Annotated in this window: 19 protein-coding genes; 2 read left to right on the top strand and 17 right to left on the bottom strand. The window is 58.1% G+C overall.

Translation table 11 applies throughout. The features are described from left to right. Positions 1-50 precede the first annotated feature (50 nt). From AC0J6G_RS04360 to AC0J6G_RS04295, 14 genes are all read right to left on the bottom strand, one after another. Positions 51-689, bottom strand: a complete 639-nt coding sequence (locus AC0J6G_RS04360; RefSeq protein WP_475251638.1) for a TetR/AcrR family transcriptional regulator — start codon at positions 687-689, stop codon at positions 51-53. Positions 690-1418: 729 nt separating this feature from the next. Beyond that, positions 1419-2201: a TatD family hydrolase gene (locus tag AC0J6G_RS04355; RefSeq protein WP_475251636.1), complete on the bottom strand. Its 783-nt coding sequence runs from the start codon at positions 2199-2201 to the stop codon at positions 1419-1421. Positions 2202-2262: 61 nt separating this feature from the next. After that, positions 2263-2619, bottom strand: a complete 357-nt coding sequence (locus AC0J6G_RS04350; protein ID WP_090238100.1) for a PilZ domain-containing protein — start codon at positions 2617-2619, stop codon at positions 2263-2265. A 36-nt stretch (positions 2620-2655) separates the two neighbouring features. Next, positions 2656-3642, bottom strand: coding sequence for a DNA polymerase III subunit delta' (locus tag AC0J6G_RS04345; protein WP_475251633.1), 987 nt, complete (start codon positions 3640-3642; stop codon positions 2656-2658). Next, on the bottom strand, positions 3635-4267 hold the full coding sequence (gene tmk / locus AC0J6G_RS04340) for a dTMP kinase (protein WP_475251631.1): 633 nt from the start codon (positions 4265-4267) through the stop codon (positions 3635-3637). Before tmk ends, AC0J6G_RS04345 begins: the two co-directional genes overlap by 8 nt. Positions 4268-4276: 9 nt before the next feature. Then, positions 4277-5329: an endolytic transglycosylase MltG gene (mltG, locus tag AC0J6G_RS04335; protein ID WP_475251629.1), complete on the bottom strand. Its 1053-nt coding sequence runs from the start codon at positions 5327-5329 to the stop codon at positions 4277-4279. 3 nt (positions 5330-5332) lie between these two features. Continuing rightward, the gene (pabC, locus tag AC0J6G_RS04330; RefSeq protein WP_475251627.1) at positions 5333-6148 is read right to left on the bottom strand and encodes an aminodeoxychorismate lyase; all 816 of its coding nucleotides are present in this window, start codon (positions 6146-6148) and stop codon (positions 5333-5335) included. Next, positions 6148-7392 carry a beta-ketoacyl-ACP synthase II gene (gene fabF / locus AC0J6G_RS04325; RefSeq protein ID WP_475251625.1) on the bottom strand — a complete coding sequence of 415 codons (1245 nt, stop codon included), beginning with the start codon at positions 7390-7392 and terminating at the stop codon, positions 6148-6150. The genes pabC and fabF overlap by 1 nt, the downstream gene beginning before the upstream one ends. Before the next feature lie 107 nt (positions 7393-7499). Continuing rightward, positions 7500-7733 (bottom strand): acyl carrier protein, encoded by a 234-nt coding sequence (acpP, locus tag AC0J6G_RS04320; RefSeq protein ID WP_058066290.1) that lies wholly within the window; start codon positions 7731-7733, stop codon positions 7500-7502. Positions 7734-7930: 197 nt separating this feature from the next. Next, complete coding sequence (gene fabG / locus AC0J6G_RS04315; protein ID WP_475251622.1) at positions 7931-8674, bottom strand: 3-oxoacyl-ACP reductase FabG; 744 nt, start codon at positions 8672-8674, stop codon at positions 7931-7933. A gap of 15 nt (positions 8675-8689) precedes the next feature. Next, positions 8690-9628, bottom strand: coding sequence for an ACP S-malonyltransferase (gene fabD / locus AC0J6G_RS04310; protein WP_475251620.1), 939 nt, complete (start codon positions 9626-9628; stop codon positions 8690-8692). 104 nt (positions 9629-9732) lie between these two features. Then, entirely contained in the window at positions 9733-10743 is a 1011-nt protein-coding gene (gene plsX, locus AC0J6G_RS04305) for a phosphate acyltransferase PlsX (RefSeq protein WP_475251618.1), read from the bottom strand. Between the two features lie 3 nt (positions 10744-10746). Further along, positions 10747-10929: a 50S ribosomal protein L32 gene (gene rpmF, locus AC0J6G_RS04300; RefSeq protein ID WP_475251616.1), complete on the bottom strand. Its 183-nt coding sequence runs from the start codon at positions 10927-10929 to the stop codon at positions 10747-10749. A gap of 13 nt (positions 10930-10942) precedes the next feature. After that, complete coding sequence (locus AC0J6G_RS04295) at positions 10943-11470, bottom strand: YceD family protein (RefSeq protein WP_298188197.1); 528 nt, start codon at positions 11468-11470, stop codon at positions 10943-10945. Positions 11471-11590: 120 nt separating this feature from the next. On the opposite strand from AC0J6G_RS04295, the gene AC0J6G_RS04290 reads away from it, so the two are divergent. Continuing rightward, on the top strand, positions 11591-12169 hold the full coding sequence (locus AC0J6G_RS04290) for a Maf family protein (RefSeq protein ID WP_475251613.1): 579 nt from the start codon (positions 11591-11593) through the stop codon (positions 12167-12169). A gap of 50 nt (positions 12170-12219) precedes the next feature. Here the strand turns inward: AC0J6G_RS04290 and sppA are convergent, their stop codons facing one another. From sppA to rluC, 3 genes are read right to left on the bottom strand one after another with little or no spacing between them, the layout of a single operon-like run. Beyond that, positions 12220-13197, bottom strand: a complete 978-nt coding sequence (gene sppA, locus AC0J6G_RS04285; protein ID WP_475251611.1) for a signal peptide peptidase SppA — start codon at positions 13195-13197, stop codon at positions 12220-12222. Continuing rightward, entirely contained in the window at positions 13187-13897 is a 711-nt protein-coding gene (locus AC0J6G_RS04280) for an HAD-IA family hydrolase (RefSeq protein WP_475253587.1), read from the bottom strand. The genes sppA and AC0J6G_RS04280 overlap by 11 nt, the downstream gene beginning before the upstream one ends. Positions 13898-13904: 7 nt before the next feature. After that, entirely contained in the window at positions 13905-14858 is a 954-nt protein-coding gene (gene rluC / locus AC0J6G_RS04275; RefSeq protein ID WP_475251609.1) for a 23S rRNA pseudouridine(955/2504/2580) synthase RluC, read from the bottom strand. 580 nt (positions 14859-15438) lie between these two features. Between rluC and rne the strand changes: the two genes are divergently transcribed. Next, the gene (gene rne / locus AC0J6G_RS04270; protein ID WP_475251607.1) at positions 15439-18552 is read left to right on the top strand and encodes a ribonuclease E; all 3114 of its coding nucleotides are present in this window, start codon (positions 15439-15441) and stop codon (positions 18550-18552) included. Positions 18553-18562 lie beyond the last annotated feature (10 nt).

Below are 18562 nucleotides of genomic sequence, written 5' to 3'. Positions count from 1 at the left end.
TATAGGGGCACCCCCTGCACTGCAGGTTGGTTATCTACTCGCTGAATACTTCAGGTAGCCGGCGTATCGCCTTCACGCTTGCGCTTATTGCCCATACGCACGCCGATGTCCATCAGGAACTGAAAGAAGCCCTCCTGATCTTCCAGCACATTGCTCCAGAACGGCGAGTGATACAGCGCCACAGCGCCATGCACCAGCGCCCAGGCGGCGCAGTAATGGAAATACGGCGGTACGTCTTCCAACTTGCCTTCGGCTATACGGCCTTTGATCAACTGGGTCAGGCGCTCAAAGTTGGAGGCGCGGATACTGTGCAGCTGCTCAACCATCTCGGGTACTTGGTTACCCTTGACCACCTTCTCTTCCAGCCGATCAAACAGACGATAACGCTGCGGGTCGCGCATACGGAACTCAAAATAAGCGCGCGACAGGGCTTCCTTGTCACGGTCGACATCCGCTGAGTGCAGCAACTCGTTGAGATCGCGCTCGTAATCGAGCATCAGGCGCAGGTAAATCTCCGCCTTGGATTTAAAGTGCTTATAGATGGTGCCTTTGCCGATGCCAACCGTGTCGGCAATCATCTCCACGGTCACACTGTCTTCACCTTGATCGAGGAAGAGCTTCAGTGCGGTGTCGAGAATTTCTTGTTCGCGGCGGCGAAACTCACGGACTTTGCGGGGTTCTTTATGCATAAAAGGACTATGGAGTCGAAAAAACGAAGGCGCGTATTATGCCTAAGTAGCGGCAAATTGCACGGATCATCCGACCATTTACGCAGTTCATGTCGCGTTCGCGCCACTTCCAGATAGCGCAGAAAGGATCATCAAACCGCCAGCCGCTGACCGTAGCGCACCTTCATAGCCGTCAGGCAGCCACATAGGCAATGGCAGCCGAGCAGTGAACGCTGCTTGCATGGACGTCGCCACTCTAACGCCAGGCCTGGGTCCTGCCGCTTTATTCAAATAGTTAGCGGTATCCAGACCTGCCTGCATGCCGGACAGAACAACAAAGCCACATTAAGGTGCGTCACAATCAGACGTCAGCCGGTCGCCAAACCGCAATAGCGAACTCGTGGTTATTAGGCACGCGCCGGTAGCGCGGCAGTAGCTGGCTGCTGGTTGAGGACTCAGCAGCGCGATCTGTATTCCAAATACGTTTAAGAATGAGGGTAATTAGCCTGGACGATCAGCAATCTTCGCCAATACTCGTACTTACTGGTGTGCGGCGTATCCCCCAAGCGCCCCACCAGGCAAGGTACCGTGGACCGCGTGCCTTGATTTACTCCTAATGGTCTTGACCCGGTCTCATCCCCCAGAGCCCGGGTTTTTTTATGGCCGCCATTCCAGCTAGTCACCTGCCAGGGCGCCGCTAAGCGGCGTCAAGATTGCTCAGCGCATAGTTGGCGCTCGACACGACGAAGCTCAGCTCACGCGCGCCAGAGGGAACAAGCGCTTGAAGTTGGCTGTAGTCTGCTCGGCCAATTGCTCAGCGCTGACGCCACGCAGCACCGCGAGGTACTCAGCCACCTCGCGCACATACTCAGGCAGGTTGGGTTTACCGCGATGGGGAATCGGCGCCAGGTAAGGCGAATCGGTTTCCACCAGCAAGCGATCAGCCGGCACCTGGCGCGCCACCTCACGCAGCGCGTCAGCATTGCGGAAGGTGACGATGCCGGACAGCGAAATATAAAAGCCGATATCCAACGCGGCCTTGGCCATTTCCCAATCTTCGGTAAAGCAATGCAGCACGCCGGCCTGCGGCAATGCAGCCTCGCGCAGCAGCGCCAGGGTGTCGGCACGCGCCTCGCGGGTATGCACGATCACCGGTTTGCCGGTAATACGCGCCGCCTCCAAATGCAGATGGAAGGATGTTTGTTGCAGCGCAGCAGACTCCGGCTCGTAGTGATAATCCAGGCCGGTTTCGCCGATAGCCACCACCTGCGGGTGGTTCAGCTCACCGAGCAACCAATCCAGCGCCGGCGCCGCACCCGGCTCAAGATCCAGCGGGTGCACGCCGACCGAGCAATCGACATCGGCATAGCGCTCCGCCAGGCCTTTGACCGCAGCGGCATTGTCGGCACTGACGCCGATACACAGAAAATGACCAACGCCGCGCGCCCGCGCAGCATCCAGCGCCGCATCCAGTGAACCGCCATGGGCGGCCAGATCAAGGCGATCAAGGTGACAGTGGGAATCAACCAGCATGGGAACCAATTATTTGAGAGTCGGTGCCGCAACGTGCGCACCGCAGTACGGAGGAAACTGCTTACATGGTGTGCGTCGGGCGATCCGAGGTCAGCGCGCCGGCCAAGTAGGTTTCGATCTTGTTGCGCGCAGTGTTGTCGCCATCGTTGAACTGCACACCCACACCGGCAGCGCGGTTGCCCTGGGCACCTTTGGGAGTGATCCAGACCACCTTGCCGGCGACCGGAATCTTCTCCGGTTCATCCATGAGGTTGAGCAGCATGAATACTTCATCACCGAGCTTGTAGCTCTTGTTGGTTGGAATAAACAGGCCGCCGTTCTTGATAAAGGGCATGTAAGCGGCATAGAGCACGGATTTGTCTTTGATTGTCAGCGACAAAATTCCGTTACGCGGGCCCAAGTTAGGAGGCAGACTCATGCGGCATTCCTGATTTTATTCACTCAATAGCCGATTCTAGCCCGGCCCGGGCAAGCTTGCCCACTGCACCAGCAAGGCTTCGAGAAGCAAGACACGGTTAAGGTTAGCCTTGCCGAGCACTTTCTGACGCTGCGCCAGCAACCAATCCTGCATGTTCAGCACTTTCGCTTGCGGGGTTTTATCCGCTAGGTACTGCACCACTTTGCGCATATCCGCCTGCCCAAGCCCGCCTTCGTCAAGGGTCAGCTGGTAGCGCAGCACCAGTTGTGACCACTGACAGAACCAGTCGAACAGCAATTGCAGGGATACCGCATTCCAGCTTTCGGCCAGCTGGCTGGGCGCAATCTGCTGTTTGAGCAGCTTCTTCACCCCCTCGACCACCTGCGCACGCTGAGCAATGACGCCCTGCTCATGCATCTTCACCGCCGCCAGCGGCGAGCCGGCAGCAAGAAATAGCAACTCGTTATGTTCTTCAGCGCTGCAGCTTGGCAACGCTCGCGCCAGCCATGCCAAGCTCATCGCCTCGCTTGGCAACGGACAGGCCTGCTGCACGCAGCGGCTTTTCACCGTCGGCAACAAACGGCTGGGTTGATGACTGATCAAGAGCAGCACGGTATTGCCGGACGGTTCTTCCAGGCTTTTCAGCAAGGCGTTGGCGGCGTTGGTATTCATCGACTCGGTCGGCTCGACCAGTACCACTTTGCGCCCGGCCAGCTGCGCGGTCTGCACCACAAAGCTGACCAGCTCCCGCACCTGATCAACCTTGATCGCCTTGTCGGCCTCTTCCGGTTCCAGAATGTAGTTATCCGGGTGGGTGCCAGCCGCCAGCAAATGGCAGGACTTGCACTGCCCACAGGCATCCAAGCCAGCCGGCTGCTGACACAACAACCGCGCCATCAGGCGCTCAGCCAGCGCGCGCTTGCCGATGCCCGCCGGGCCGTGCAGCAGATAAGCATGGGCATGCTGCGCGCGCCCCGCCAGTTGCTGCCAAAGTGAATCCTGCCAGGGGTAAGCCTCAGCCACGCTGCAGCTCCAGCAGTTGCGGCAGCAATTCATCCAGCGCGCACTGAACCTGACTCAACGATTGCGCAGCATCAAGGATGCGGTAGCGCTGCGGCTGCTCAGCAGCGCGGCGCAGGTAGGTATGGCGCACAGCATCAAAAAACTGCCTACCTTCCTGCTCGAAGCGATCCAACCGACCACGCGCCGCAGCACGGGCCAAACCCACTTCAATCGGCAGATCGAACACCAGGGTCAGGTCAGGACGTAGCGCGCCCTGAACAAACTCCTCCAGCAAGGCGATACGTTCCTCGCAGAGGCCACGGCCACCGCCCTGATAGGCGTAAGTAGCATCGGTAAATCGATCACAAATCACCACCGCGCCACGCGCCAAGGCTGGACGAATAACTTGCGCGAGGTGCTGGGCGCGTGCGGCAAACACCAACAGCAGCTCAGTATCAGCCGCCATCGGCTCATCACTGGGCGCCAGCAACAGTTCACGCACCCGCTCAGCCAACGGTGTACCACCGGGCTCACGGGTCAGCAGCACATCAATACCCTGCTCACGCAAACGCTCAGCCAGGTAATCACGATTGGTGCTTTTACCTGCCCCCTCGGGCCCTTCTAGGGTGATAAACAAACCGCTCACAGATTGTCCTTAGTGATTATTGGGCGCTATGGGAGCTGGGCTCGAACGATAATCCGCACGGCGTTTGAGCTGATACTCGCGCACGGCGTGATTGTGCTGCTCGAGGGTATCGGAAAACACATGGCTACCATCGCCACGGGCGACAAAATACAGACTGCTGCCGGCAACTGGGTTCAGCGCGGCATGAATCGCCTCACGCCCTACCAGGGCAATCGGCGTCGGTGGCATCCCGTCAATGGTGTACGTGTTGTAGGGCGTCGGCTCGCGCAGATCATTGCGAGTAATACGGCCGCTGTAGCGCTCACCCATACCGTAGATCACCGTTGGATCGGTCTGCAGGCGCATGCCGATACGCAGACGCCGGACAAATACGCCGGCGATTTCGCCACGTTCATGCGGCACGCCGGTTTCCTTCTCAATCATCGACGCCATGATCAGGGCGTCATAAGGCTCTTTATAGGGTAGATCCTCGGCTCGCTGCGCCCATTCCTCGGCCAGCACCTGCTCCAGTCGCACATGCGCCTGCTTGAGCAGCTCCACATCCGTCATCCCGCGAACAAAGCTGTAGGTGTCCGGGAAGAACCGCCCCTCCGGGTTAAGGCCTGGCAGACCAAGCCGCTTCATCAGCTCGGCATCGCTTAGCTCGCTCAAGGTCAGATTGAGGCGCGTTTCACGCGCCAATGCTGCGCGCACCTGACGAAAACTCCAGCCTTCAACCAGCGTCAGGCTGTACTGCAGCACTTCGCCGCGCTGCCAAAGGCCGAGCATATCGATCACCTTGGAACCCGGCGTCAAACGGTACTCACCGCTGTGCAGAGGTTGATCACGCAGATTGAAGCGCCAATACAGACGTAACCAAAACGCCTGATCGAGAATGCCATCAGCCTCAAGGCGATTGATTACACCACCAGGGGTCGCACCGGTGGGCACATCAACCAAGTAGTCTTCGGTGAGTTGTAAAGGTTGATGCAGCGCCGTGTGCACCTGCCAGGCGGCAAAAGCAATCAGCAAACCGGCCAGCAACACGCCGGCTTCGAGCAGCAGCAAAAGTTTGCGTATCACGAATCAGCAGTCCAATAAATCGCGGGAAATGGCCTGCAGTTTACGGGTGAGCGGGCCGACCGACCAGCCATGTGTAAGCAAAGCGCGTACCGGCCAGACACCGTACAGGCTGTTACACAGCAGCACTTCATCTGCCGCCAGCAACTCGGCATACGTGAGATCACGCACCTGACAGTCAATGCCCAGCGCGGCTGCCTGAGCCAGTAGCTCGGCACGCATCACACCGGCAACCCCGCAGCGCGACAGGTCGGCCGTTATCAGCACACCCGCGCTGACCAGTAACAGGTTGCTGTATACGCCCTCGATCACCCGGCCGCTGGTGTCCAGCATTAAACCTTCGGCATGTTCGGCGTCATGCCACTCACTGCGTGCGAGCACCTGCTCAAGGCGATTAAGGTGTTTCAGGCCCGCCAGTAAAGGCTGCTCAGCCAACCGTGTGGCGCAAGGAAAGAGACGCACACCCTGCTCTGCATAAGTCGCTGGATAAACCGGCTTGGCGCCGGCCTGAAGTATCAGGCGCGGTTGTGTGGGCTGGGGCAGCGCATAACCACGCTGTCCATCACCCCGACTGAGGATGAGCTTGGCCACGCCCTCACCGAGCTGCTGACTGAAAGCCAGCAACTGCGAGCGCACTGCCGGCAGTTCAACGGGTATCTTCAGCCGCGCACAGCCTTCGGCTAGGCGCGTCAGGTGCCGCTCAAGCAGCGACGGGCGCCCGCCGCTCACAGCGATGGTTTCAAACAACCCATCGCTGTAAGCCAAGCCACGATCCTTGACGGACAGCCACTCGGCCGGCTGACCATCGATCCAGCTCAGCATCAACCGGCGAACCGGCGGAACACCAGCGAGCCGTTGGTACCACCAAAACCAAAGGAGTTGGACAGCACTACGTCCAGTGCCATGGCTTTGGCCTGATGTGCGACGAAGTCCAGATCACAGCCTTCGCCTGGGCTATCCAGGTTGATGGTCGGCGGAGCCACCTGATCACGCAGCGCCAAAATGCTGAAAATTGCTTCCACTGCACCGGCCGCACCGAGCAGGTGACCCGTCATGGATTTGGTTGAGCTAACGGCGAGCTTGTACGCGTGCTCGCCAAATACCGACTTGACCGCCGCCACTTCAGCTTTATCACCGGCTGATGTCGAGGTGCCATGAGCGTTGATGTACTGCACTTGCTCAGGATTCAGGCCGGCATCACGCAGGGCATTAGTCATGCAGCGTGCTGCACCTGCGCCATCGTCCGGCGGCGAGGTCATGTGGTAAGCGTCGCCGCTCATGCCAAAACCAATCAACTCAGCATGGATGGTCGCACCACGCGCCTTGGCGTGCTCCAACTCTTCCAATACCAGTGCACCAGCGCCATCGGACAACACAAACCCATCACGGTCTTTGTCCCATGGTCGGCTGGCCTTAGTTGGCTCGTCATTACGGGTCGACAGCGCACGGGCAGCACCAAAGCCGCCCATCCCCAGGCCGCACGCCGCCATTTCAGCACCGCCAGCGACCATCACATCAGCTTCGCCATAGGCAATGTTACGCGCCGCCATGCCGATGCAATGCGTACCGGTGGTACAGGCCGTGGCGATGGCATAGTTAGGCCCCTGCAACCCCAGATGGATCGACAGGAAGCCGGAAATCATATTGATGATCGAACCGGGCACAAAGAACGGCGAAATGCGCCGCGGCCCCTGCTCGAGCAACGATTTGCAGTTGTTCTCGATATTGGTCAGGCCACCGATACCAGAACCCATAGACACACCAATACGCTCACGATTGGCGTCGGTAACTTCCAGGCCGGAACTACGCACAGCCTGAAAGCTGGCCGCGAGACCGTACTGGATAAACAAGTCGATCTTGCGCGCCTCTTTGGCGGACAAGTACTCCTCGACATTAAAGTTCTTTACCGCCCCACCAAAACGCGTGGAAAAAGCGGAAAGATCCATATGCTCAAGCAGACCAATGCCACTGCGCCCGGCCAAAATGCCCTGCCAGCTACTCGGCACATCGTTACCCAGCGGCGACAACATGCCCATACCGGTAACCACGACGCGTCTACGCGACACAGCAATCTCCTTTTCTAGTTATCAACGCCTGGAAAGCGCTTAAAGAAAAGCCGCACGCCTGATCAAGGGCGTGCGGCTTTTCCGAGTCGGGATCCGACGATTACGTCTTACGCGTGAGCGGTAACGTAGTCGATCGCTTCCTGAACAGTGGTGATCTTCTCGGCTTGCTCGTCCGGGATCTCAGTCTCGAATTCTTCTTCGAGAGCCATCACCAGCTCAACGGTGTCAAGAGAGTCGGCACCCAGGTCTTCAACGAAAGAAGCGCTGTTGGTTACTTCTTCTTCTTTAACGCCCAGCTGCTCGGCAACGATTTTCTTGACGCGTTCTTCGATGGTGCTCATACCTTGTTCTCACTCCTAATGGGACATGTCTAGGCCACTAAATCTGCGGCCAAGTGTATAGAAAGGGTTTTTAGCATTTCAAGCTGAATGCTGGGATGCCCCACAAACACTTCAACGATCTGCCTATAAACCTGTTGCAGCTTTATAACGGATTTTAGACAGCACCTATGACAGTTTTCTGAAGCCATCCGTCACATTCAGCTCATGTACATTCCACCGTTAACAGGGATAGTAGCGCCTGTAACGTAGGCTGCGCCATCAGAAGCGAGGAAAGCGACCACTTTTGCGATCTCTTCGGCCTGCCCCAAACGGCCCAACGGAATCTGTGCCAGCAGCGCATCACGCTGCGCTTCCGGTAATTCTCGGGTCATATCGGTGTCGATAAAACCGGGCGCAACGGCGTTCACGGTAATCGCCCGCGAGCCCACTTCACGCGCCAGCGCACGGCCAAAACCTTCAAGGCCAGCCTTGGCAGCGGCATAGTTGACCTGCCCGGCGTTGCCCATGGCACCCACCACTGAGCCTATATTGATGATGCGGCCATAGCGCGCTTTGGTCATACCGCGCAGTACGGCTTTAGTCAGGCGGTACAAGCTGCTCAGGTTGGTGTTGATGACATCGAACCACTCGTCATCTTTCATCCGCAACATCAGGTTATCGCGGGTGATACCGGCGTTATTGACCAGAATCAAGGGCTGGCCAAGATGTTGCTGAATATGTTCAAGGGTGCTGGCGACTGATTCGCTGTCACTGACATCCAGCACCAAACCAGCGCCCTCAATGCCATTGGCTTTGAGGGTTTCAGCAATGCGTTCGGCCCCCGAAGCGGTAGTGGCAGTACCGACAACCACCGCCCCCTGGCGCCCCAACTCCAGGGCGATCGCCTGGCCAATACCGCGGCTCGCGCCGGTCACCAATGCAACTTTACCTTGCAGGCTCATAACGTTTCTCCTTAATCAGACTAGGGCCGCGTTCGCAGCAGCGAAAGCGTCCGGGGTGTCCAGGTTATGTGTATTGATGCCTTTGACGCAGCGCTTATTCAAACCAGACAACACCCTGCCCGGCCCACACTCAACCAGATCCGTCACGCCTTGCGCAGAGAGACAGACGATTGACTCAACCCAGCGCACCGGACTGTAGAGCTGAGCCAGCAAATCACGCTTAAGCCCTTCCAGATCCGTCACTGCCGCAGCGCTGACGTTCTGCACCAAAGCAATCTGCGGAGTTTGCCAGTCAATTGCCGACACAGCTTCGGCAAAACGCTCAGCCGCGGGCCGCATCAGTGCACAATGCGACGGCACGCTAACTGGCAACGGCATCGCGCGCTTGGCGCCACGCGCCTTGCACGCCTCAATGGCGCGCACAACTGCAGCAGCGCCGCCTGCGATCACCACCTGGCCCGGCGCATTGAAATTCACCGCACTAACCACTTCCCCCTGCGCCGCCTCGGCGCAGGCCGCCAATACATCGGCATCTTCCAAACCTAGGATCGCCGCCATGCCGCCCTGCCCGGCTGGAACAGCCTGCTGCATCAGTTGGCCGCGATGCTCCACCAGTTTGACCGCTGCGGCCAAGGACAGGCTACCGGCCGCAACCAGCGCCGAGTATTCACCCAGGCTGTGCCCGGCGACAAACGCCGGACGCGCGGCGCTTTCGGCAAGCCAGGCACGCCATAACGCTACTGAGGCGGTGAGAATCGCTGGCTGAGTCTTGTCGGTTTGATTGAGTTGCTCTTCAGGACCTTGCTGGGTCAGCGCCCAGAGGTCATAGCCAAGGGCTTCGGAAGCCTCGGCGAAGGTTTCGAGGATCAGCGGTCGCTGCGCACCATGCTCGGCGAGCATGCTCAACGACTGGGAACCCTGACCTGGAAAGACGAATGCGAGAGATGCAGACATGGAAACCTGTTCCTAATGATCGTGGTCGTCGGTAATGCGCGCCTAGTCTAGCCAAGCGCAAGAAACTGACAGTTGGATGACAGGCTGACGGCTGTAGTCACATTCTAAAGCAGGTGCTCACCCAGGCGACCATGCAAACGCTGTGGAAGATTTTCTTCAATCTCCTGCAAAGCTCGGCGAATCGCGCTTTTAAAGCCATCAGAACCGGCCGCACCATGGCTTTTCACCACAATAGCCTGCAACCCTACAAAACTGGCACCATTGTGCTGCGCCGGGGCCAACTCACCCTGCAAACGCCGCAACAGCGGTAACGCCAAAAAACCCACCAAGCGCGCCGCCAGGCTAGAGCTGAACAGCAACTCAATCCGCCCGGCAATCATCGCCGCAAGCCCCTCACTGGACTTGAGCAGAATATTGCCGACAAAACCGTCGCACACCACCACATCAGCCTCACCGCGATACAACCCATCACCTTCGATAAAGCCGATGTAGTTCAGACCTTGCGCGTGCTGCAACAGGCTGGCTGCCAATTTGACCTGCTGATTACCCTTAATGTCTTCAGTGCCGACATTCAGCAGCGCCACGCGTGGACGCACTGTACCCAGCGCCTCAGCGGTAACCGAACCCATCACGGCAAATTGGTAAAGGTGCTCGGCACTGCAATCGACATTGGCACCTAGGTCGAGCAGATGGCAGAAACCCGCCTGCGTTGGAATGGCGGTAACCATGGCTGGGCGATCAATGCCAGGCAGGGTTTTCAGCACATAGCGCGACAACGCCATCAGCGCCCCGGTATTACCAGCACTGACGCAAGCCTGCGCCGCACCACTGCGCAGTAACTCAAGGCTGATACGCATCGACGAATCCGGCTTGCCACGCAGCGCTTGGGCCGGACGCTCGTCCATGGCGATAATCTCACCAGCATGCTCAACGCGTAGGCGTGCACGATCAACACCGGCATAGCGGGCGATCAGAGATTCAAGTAGAGAGGATTGGCCGACGAGGACCAGGTGCAACGAAGGGTATTCAGCCAGGCAGGAGATGCAGGCTGGAACAATGCAGTGGGGACCGAAGTCCCCACCCATTGCATCAATCGCGATGATCGAGACGGACAAGATTTACTCGTCAGCGCCCTTGTCGACCACTTTACGACCACGGTAGACGCCTTCTGGCGATACGTGGTGACGCAGGTGGATTTCACCCGTGGTTTTCTCAACCGACAGAGTGCTTTCAGTGAGAGCGTCGTGCGAACGGCGCATGTCACGGGCGGAACGGGATTTTTTGTTCTGCTGAACAGCCATAACTAATTAACTCCTAAACGTTTGGGTCACGCTTTAACTGCGCCAATACACTGAACGGGTTGGACCGCGTTACCTCGTCCTCGCTCGACTCGGGCTCTTCGAGGCCGGCCGGCTGCTGGCAATCTTTAGGGTCATGAGCAGGGACAATGGGCAAGGCAAGCAAAAGCTCCTCCTCAACCAACGCCAGCAGATCCAATGGATCTTCATCTAACTCAATCACGTCATAGCCTTGCGGCACTGACTGGGTATTCCCACCCACTTTCACTACGGCGTAATCACACTCGCTGTAGATCGGCAAAGTGACTAGTTCCAGGCAACGCTGGCAAACCATTTTGACTTCAACCTCGAGCTCGCTGTGAAAAACTACAGCATTGCGCTCGTCGCGCTCGAAAGAAAACTTCGTACGCACCATGCCTTGGTTATCGGCAAGCGGGCCGCATAGACGCTGCAAATCAGCGAGCTGCAGCTTACCCTCAAGGGTAGCGCTGCGATCTGCTAACTTGCGCGGATCAACGTGAGGTGGAATCGGGTCATTTGACATAGGCGGCGCATTTTAGGGATGCAACCCGCCGCTGTCAAAAGAAATTCGGCCTGTCCAGCATTTGAGGCGACGACTAGAATCGACCACCCTCCGCAGACCCTAATATAGAAGGAAACTACCGTGCTGCCTCTGGTGCTCGCCTCAAGCTCACCTTATCGACGCGAACTGCTAACCCGCCTGCACCTGCCCTTCAGCTGGAGCGCCCCGGACATTGATGAATCAAGACACAACAATGAAGACGCAGAAGCCCTGGTTCGCCGACTGTCACTGGAAAAAGCCCAAGCACTGAGCGCAACCCACCCGCAACACCTAATCATTGGCTCGGACCAAGTAGCGGTGCTCGGCTCACAGATCATCGGCAAACCACACACAGCGGAACGTGCTCGCGAGCAGCTAGTAGCCGCCAGCGGCAACAGCGTGACCTTCCTGACCGGCCTGACCCTACTCAACAGCGCCACCGGCCAGCTACAAACCGACTGCGTACCCTTCACCGTACATTTTCGCCCACTTAGCGAAGCGCAGATCATGCGCTACATAGCCACCGAACAACCCTTCGACTGCGCCGGCAGCTTCAAGGCAGAGGGTTTGGGCATCAGCCTGTTTCGCAGCACTGAAGGCAGCGACAGCACCAGCCTGATAGGGCTCCCCCTGATTCGCCTGGTAGACATGCTGCAGGCCAGCGGCATCGATATTCCTTAAAAGCAAAAAGCCCGATCAATGACCGGGCTCATTTGCAACAAATCTAGACCTCAGCGCAACGCCGGCCCCTGAAAACCCATCCACAGGGCAATACGCTCAGCCATGCTGGTGCCCAGGGTTTTCGCAAAACGATCAAAAGGCGACTCCTGCACGGTGAAGTCAACAACTTCCTTCTCGCCAATCACTTCCCGCGCTACATAGCTGGTATTGCCCAAGGCATCAACCAACCCTAACTTTAACGCTTGCTCGCCCGACCAGACCAAACCGGAGAACAACTCAGGGTGCTCGGCATCCTTCAAGCGCTCACCACGCCCCTGCTTAACGCTGGTAATAAACTGGCGATGAGTGGTTTCCAGCACGCCCTGCCAGAACTTGGTTTCTTCGGCTTTTTGCGGCTGGAACGGGTCAAGAAACGCTTTATGCTCGCCGGAGGTATACACGCGGCGATCGACTCCTAACTTTTCCATCACCCCAACAAAGCCAAAGCTTGCCGCCGTCACGCCGATAGAGCCAACCAGGCTGGCTTTATCGGCATAAATTTCATCAGCCGCACTGGCAATGTAATAGGCACCCGACGCACCCAAATCAGTGATCACCGCATACAGCTTGATCGCCGGATATTCGGCGCGCAGGCGGCGAATTTCGTCATAGATGTAGCCCGACTGCACCGGACTGCCGCCCGGGCTATTGATGCGCAGGATCACACCCTTGGTGTTGGCATCCTCGAACGCCGCACGGAGGCTGCTGACGATATTGTCGGCACTGGCCGATTCCTGATCGGCAATCATCCCGCGCACTTCGATCACCGCAGTATGACTGCCGGTGGTCGCGCCTTTTTTCATCGCCAGCATGGGCGAGAACAGCGCCAATGCGCCGAAGATATAAATGAAGGTCAGCAGCTTGAAGAAAATCCCCCAGCGCCGCGCGCGACGCTGCTCCTGTACACCGGCCAGCAGGGTCTTCTCCAGCAGCTGCCAGCTTTTACCGTCGCCATCAGCCGCTGCCGACGCCTTCCATTCATCTGCCATGCAAAACCACCTCAACTGACTGATTAGACGCACGCCGACCTAGCCAGGCGCGCAACTCGGTAAAACATTCTATTGCCAGCGTTGGCTGACACTCACGCAATACCTGCAAAGGCTGCGCGCCATAGCCGACCGCCACACAATCCACGCCAGCGCGCTGCGCCATCAACAGATCGAAGGATGAATCACCAACCATCAGCGCCTGATCAGCGGTGACGCCACTTTGCGCAAGGATCTCGTGCAGCATCAGCGGATCCGGCTTGCTCGCCGTTTCGTCGGCGCAGCGGCTGTAGTCGAAATAATCCAGCCAGCCCCGGTCCGCCAACACGCGCTGCAAACCATGCCGTCCTTTGCCGGTCGCGACCGCCAGACGATAACCCTCTGCACGAAACGCTTCCAACCCCTCAGCCACACCATGGAACAGCGCCGAAGGCTCGGACTCAAGCGCCAGGTAGTTTTCGCTGTAGCTTTGTCGCAGACGCTGCGCACGAAGTGCATCATGCATATCCGGATAAAGACAACGGATGGCCTCAGGCAAATCCAAGCCGATAATGCCGCGCACCTGCTCATCCGTGCAGCGCGGTAACTCACAGGCATCGGCAGCCAGATGCATCGCCGCGACGATCCGACCAATGGAGTCAACCAGCGTGCCGTCCCAATCGAAGATCAGCAGCTGATAGCCGTGCTCCCGACAGCCACGCATCTGAGAATCACGCACCGAGACGCACCATAGTCCGCGCCCACATCTCATCGACCGGCGCTTCAAGCTTAAGTTGACCACCTTCAGGCAGCGGCACAACCAACTCATAGGCATGCAGAAACAGGCGCTTGCCGCCTAGATCGCGAATTTCCTTGGTGAAATCGTCATCACCGTACTTGCTGTCACCGGCAATGCAGTGCCCGGCATGCTGCGCATGCACACGAATCTGGTGGGTACGCCCGGTAACCGGCTTGGCCTCGACCAGCGTGGCGAACTCACCAAAGCGGCGCAGCACACGAAAGATGGTCAGTGCTTCCTTACCTTCAGGATTGACCTCGACCATGCGCTCACCAGAACGCAGATTGCTCTTAAGCAGCGGCGCATTAACCTGTTTCTTGGCCGTCGCCCAGTTACCACGCACCAACGCCATATAACGCTTATCCACACCATCGCCACGCAAGGCTTCGTGCAGGTGACGCAACATGCTGCGCTTCTTGGCAATCATCAATAGACCCGAAGTATCACGATCCAGGCGGTGCACCAACTCCAGATCCTTGGCATCCGGACGCAACTGACGGAAAGCTTCAATAACCCCATAGTTCAGACCGCTACCGCCATGCACAGCGATGCCAGCCGGCTTGTTCAACACGATCAGCGCCTTGTCTTCATAGACAATTGCCGCCTCAAGGCGCTGCAAAAGCCCCTGAGCCAGCGGCTCGGGCTCATCGCGCTCAGCCAAACGCAGTGGCGGCACACGAATAATGTCGCCAGCCTGCAGCTTGTACTCGGGCTTGATCCGACCTTTATTCACGCGCACTTCGCCTTTACGCAAAATCCGGTAAATTAAAGTCTTGGGCACACCTTTGAGCTGGGTGCGCAGGAAGTTATCAATGCGTTGGCCGGCAAGTTCCGGCGCAACCTCGAGCAGCTGAACGCCGGAGGTTGGAGGGGAAGGATTTGTCATCGCGCAATCATAACAATTTTTTATGGAATTGAAGCACTTAATCATTGCTGCTATAGTCGGGAACGCCGCCAAAAGCGGTCTGGTTTGCGGATGATCGCCAAAACTGCCATCCCCTACCAACGCAACCCATTTGGGACGTGAGGCCGTCCAACGGGTTATTCAGTGAAAGAAACGCCTGCAAGGCTGTGAATAACTCGGAAACAAAGCCTAATAAGCCATGATGCGCAGCCTGCCCCCTGGACAGTTGCGGTAATAGTTAACCCGCTGCGGATTTTCGCGAGCGGCACCCGAGTTTCAGCGATACGTGTAGGGTGGAGATGTACAACTGTTGGTCCGCGTAGCAGCTCGCTTTACCAAGACGCTTTATCTCGTCCGCTACCAACAGCTGATTCCTCCTCCTGACTTAGTGCTTTCTGTTATCACAGCGAGCAGGAGACGTCCGTCGCGGCCCAGCACAATTGGCTGATCGCCGCTAGACACTGGAACGCTTTACGACCGTTCCTGACGCACCTGACACCGACCCCTGAAGTCGTGTGTGCCGAACGCCGCTTCCGCCAGCACCGGAAACCGACGGTACTACATGAAAAGAATGCTGATTAACGCCACTCAACCCGAAGAGTTGCGTGTTGCCCTGGTAGATGGGCAGAAACTCTACGACCTGGACATTGAGTCCGGCGCCCGCGAGCAGAAAAAATCCAACATCTATAAGGGTAAAATCACCCGCGTAGAACCTAGCCTTGAAGCCGCGTTCGTCGACTTCGGCTCTGAGCGCCACGGCTTTCTCCCGCTCAAAGAAATCTCCCGCGAATACTTCAGCAAGGCCCCAGAAGGCCGCGTCAATATCAAAGACGTGCTCAAGGAAGGCCAGGAAGTCATCGTTCAGGTCGAGAAAGAAGAGCGTGGCAACAAGGGTGCAGCCCTCACCACCTTTATCAGCCTCGCTGGTCGTTACCTGGTACTGATGCCGAACAACCCGCGCGCCGGTGGCATCTCGCGCCGTATCGAAGGCGAAGAGCGCAATGAACTGCGTGAAGCCCTCAATGGCTTGATCACCCCTAGCGACATGGGCCTGATCGTGCGCACTGCCGGCCTGGGCCGCTCCAGCGAAGAAATGCAGTGGGACCTCGATTACCTGCTGCAACTCTGGACCGCGATCAAAGAAGCTTCGCTGGACCGCGCTGCGCCGTTCCTGATTTATCAGGAAAGCAACGTAATAATCCGTGCCATCCGCGATTACCTGCGCCAAGACATCGGTGAAGTGCTGATCGACAGCATCGAAGCCCAGCAAGAAGCCCTGAGCTTTATCAATCAGGTGATGCCGCAGTACGCCAGCAAGATCAAGTTATATGAAGACAGCGTGCCGCTGTTCAACCGCTTCCAGATCGAAAGCCAGATCGAAACCGCCTTCCAGCGCGAAGTGAAACTGCCGTCCGGTGGCTCCATCGTCATCGACCCGACCGAAGCCCTGGTGTCCATCGACATCAACTCGGCCCGTGCGACCAAAGGCAGCGACATCGAAGAAACTGCGCTGCAGACCAACCTGGAAGCGGCTGAAGAGATCGCCCGCCAGTTGCGCTTGCGAGACATCGGCGGCCTGATCGTGATCGACTTTATCGACATGACCCCGGCGAAGAACCAACGCGCCGTGGAAGAAAAAGTCCGTGAAAGCCTGGAAGCCGATCGCGCCCGCGTACAAGTGGGTCGCATCTCGCGCTTCGGCCTGCTGGAAATGTCGCGTCAGCGCCTGCGTCCATCCCTGGGTGAAAGCAGCGGTATCGTCTGCCCACGCTGCAACGGTCAAGGCATCATCCGCGACGTCGAATCGCTGTCGCTGGCCATTCTGCGCCTGATTGAAGAAGAGGCACTGAAAGACCGCACAGCTGAAGTTCGCGCCCAGGTGCCAATTCCAGTTGCCGCCTTCCTGCTCAACGAAAAACGCAACTCGATCACCAAGACCGAACTGCGTACCCGTGCGCGCATCGTGATCATTCCTAATGACCACCTGGAAACACCGCACTTCGAAGTTACGCGCATCCGTGACGACAGCCCGGAAGCCCAATCCATTCAATCCAGCTATGAAATGGCGACCATTGAAGTGGAAGAAGAGAAACAGGCTGCCGCCACGCGCACCTTGGTTCGCCAGGAAGCCGCAATTAAAGCTGCGCCACAGCGCACAGCACCAACACCTGCTGAAACAGTGGCCGTAGCACAGCCTGTAGCGGCCGCCGAGCCAAGCCTGTTCAAGGGGCTGGTCAAGTCGTTGGTCAGCCTGTTCGCCAGCAAGGAAGAAGAAAAGCCTACCGTCGTTGAGAAGAAAACCAGCGAACGCCCGCAACGCAGCGATGAGCGTCGTAACGGTCGCCAGCAGAACCGCAGCCGTGGCGGTCGCAGCACCGAAGAGCGCAAGCCGCGCGAAGAACGTGCACCGCGTGAAGAGCGCCAGCCCCGCGCAGCCCGTGAAGAACGCGCGCCACGTGAGGAGCGCGTACCGCGCGAAGAGCGTGCCCCACGCGAGGAACGCACACCGCGTGAAGAACGCAGCCCACGTGACGTCGTAGAAGTTCGTGAGCCGCAGGAAGTTCGCCAATCGCGCCCACCGCGCGAAGAGCGTCAGCCACGCGACCGCAAACCACGTGAAGAGCGCCAGCCGCGCGAACTGCGTGAGCCACTGGATGCCGCACCAGGTGACAGCGCAACCGTTAGTGAAGAAGCCCGCGCTGAACGCCCACAACGCGAACCGCGCCAGCCGCGCGCACCGCGTGAAGAGCGCCAGCCACGTGCCGAACAAGCCGCAGTCGCTGCCGATGAAGACGTACTGAACACTGAAGAAGCGCTGCAGGACGATGAGCAGGAAGGCAGCGAAGGTGGCGATCGCCCACGTCGCCGCTCCCGTGGTCAGCGTCGTCGCAGCAATCGTCGCGAGCGCCAGAACGACGCCAACGGCAATCCGATTGAAGGCAGCGAAGAGGGCGCAGAAGCACCAAGTGCTGCCGACAACGCAGTCGTTACATCAGCCGTCACCACTGCCGTTATCACTGGCGCAGATGAAGCCGTCCAAGCAGCAGCTGACGCCGCACCGGCAGTTGTCGAGCAGGAGCAGCCTCGCGAAGCCGCTGTAGTTGAAGCGCCGCAACCTGTTGTTGAAACCACAGCTGAAATCGCGGCTGAAACCGTTGCGGTAGAAGCAGTAAGCAGCCCGGCTATCGAAGTCAGCGAAGCACCGACACAAACCGCCGAGGTCAACGAAGCTGCACCAGCACCCGCTGCTGTAGAAACGCCAGCCCCGGTTGCAGAGGTTGTTGAAGCACCTGTTGTGGTGAAAGCTGCCGAGTCAGTTGTAGACGTTGTAGTGGCTCAAGCTGTGGTAGCAGAAGCTGCACCTGCACCTGCAGTCGCTGTCAGCAGCACCGGTCGCGCACCTAACGACCCACGCGAAAAGCGTCGCCTGCAGCGTGAAGCTGAGCGTTTGGCCCGCGAAGTAGCCGAAGCGCCAGCGGCTGCTCCGGTAGCCGAAATGCAAGTGGCGGAAGTAGTTGTCGAAGCCGTCGTGGAAACTACAACCGAAGCACCTGCAAGCACCGCAGCAGTCGAGCCAAAAGCTGAAACAGAAGTAAGCCAGGCGCCGCAGAGCTCGCTGTTTACTGAAGTAGAGGCTGAACAACAGGACAAAGAAGCGACCAAACCGCAGATTTGATCCGTTAGGC

It is taken from the genome of Pseudomonas sp. TS_SC_3 (assembly GCF_056156225.1).
This window is presented reverse-complemented; position numbering and strand designations above follow the sequence as displayed.

What these genes read in the sequence shown, in the direction of transcription:
- rne (WP_475251607.1), top strand. Translation starts at nt 15,439, where the DNA reads ATGAAAAGAATGCTGATTAACGCCACTCAACCCGAAGAGTTGCGTGTT.
- AC0J6G_RS04295 (WP_298188197.1), bottom strand. Translation starts at nt 11,470, where the DNA reads ATGTCAAATGACCCGATTCCACCTCACGTTGATCCGCGCAAGTTAGCA.
- AC0J6G_RS04355 (WP_475251636.1), bottom strand. Translation starts at nt 2,201, where the DNA reads ATGCTGGTTGATTCCCACTGTCACCTTGATCGCCTTGATCTGGCCGCC.
- sppA (WP_475251611.1), bottom strand. Translation starts at nt 13,197, where the DNA reads ATGGCAGATGAATGGAAGGCGTCGGCAGCGGCTGATGGCGACGGTAAA.
- fabG (WP_475251622.1), bottom strand. Translation starts at nt 8,674, where the DNA reads ATGAGCCTGCAAGGTAAAGTTGCATTGGTGACCGGCGCGAGCCGCGGT.
- acpP (WP_058066290.1), bottom strand. Translation starts at nt 7,733, where the DNA reads ATGAGCACCATCGAAGAACGCGTCAAGAAAATCGTTGCCGAGCAGCTG.
- AC0J6G_RS04360 (WP_475251638.1), bottom strand. Translation starts at nt 689, where the DNA reads ATGCATAAAGAACCCCGCAAAGTCCGTGAGTTTCGCCGCCGCGAACAA.
- pabC (WP_475251627.1), bottom strand. Translation starts at nt 6,148, where the DNA reads ATGCTGAGCTGGATCGATGGTCAGCCGGCCGAGTGGCTGTCCGTCAAG.
- AC0J6G_RS04350 (WP_090238100.1), bottom strand. Translation starts at nt 2,619, where the DNA reads ATGAGTCTGCCTCCTAACTTGGGCCCGCGTAACGGAATTTTGTCGCTG.
- rpmF (WP_475251616.1), bottom strand. Translation starts at nt 10,929, where the DNA reads ATGGCTGTTCAGCAGAACAAAAAATCCCGTTCCGCCCGTGACATGCGC.
- fabD (WP_475251620.1), bottom strand. Translation starts at nt 9,628, where the DNA reads ATGTCTGCATCTCTCGCATTCGTCTTTCCAGGTCAGGGTTCCCAGTCG.
- rluC (WP_475251609.1), bottom strand. Translation starts at nt 14,858, where the DNA reads ATGACAAATCCTTCCCCTCCAACCTCCGGCGTTCAGCTGCTCGAGGTT.
- AC0J6G_RS04280 (WP_475253587.1), bottom strand. Translation starts at nt 13,897, where the DNA reads ATGCGTGGCTGTCGGGAGCACGGCTATCAGCTGCTGATCTTCGATTGG.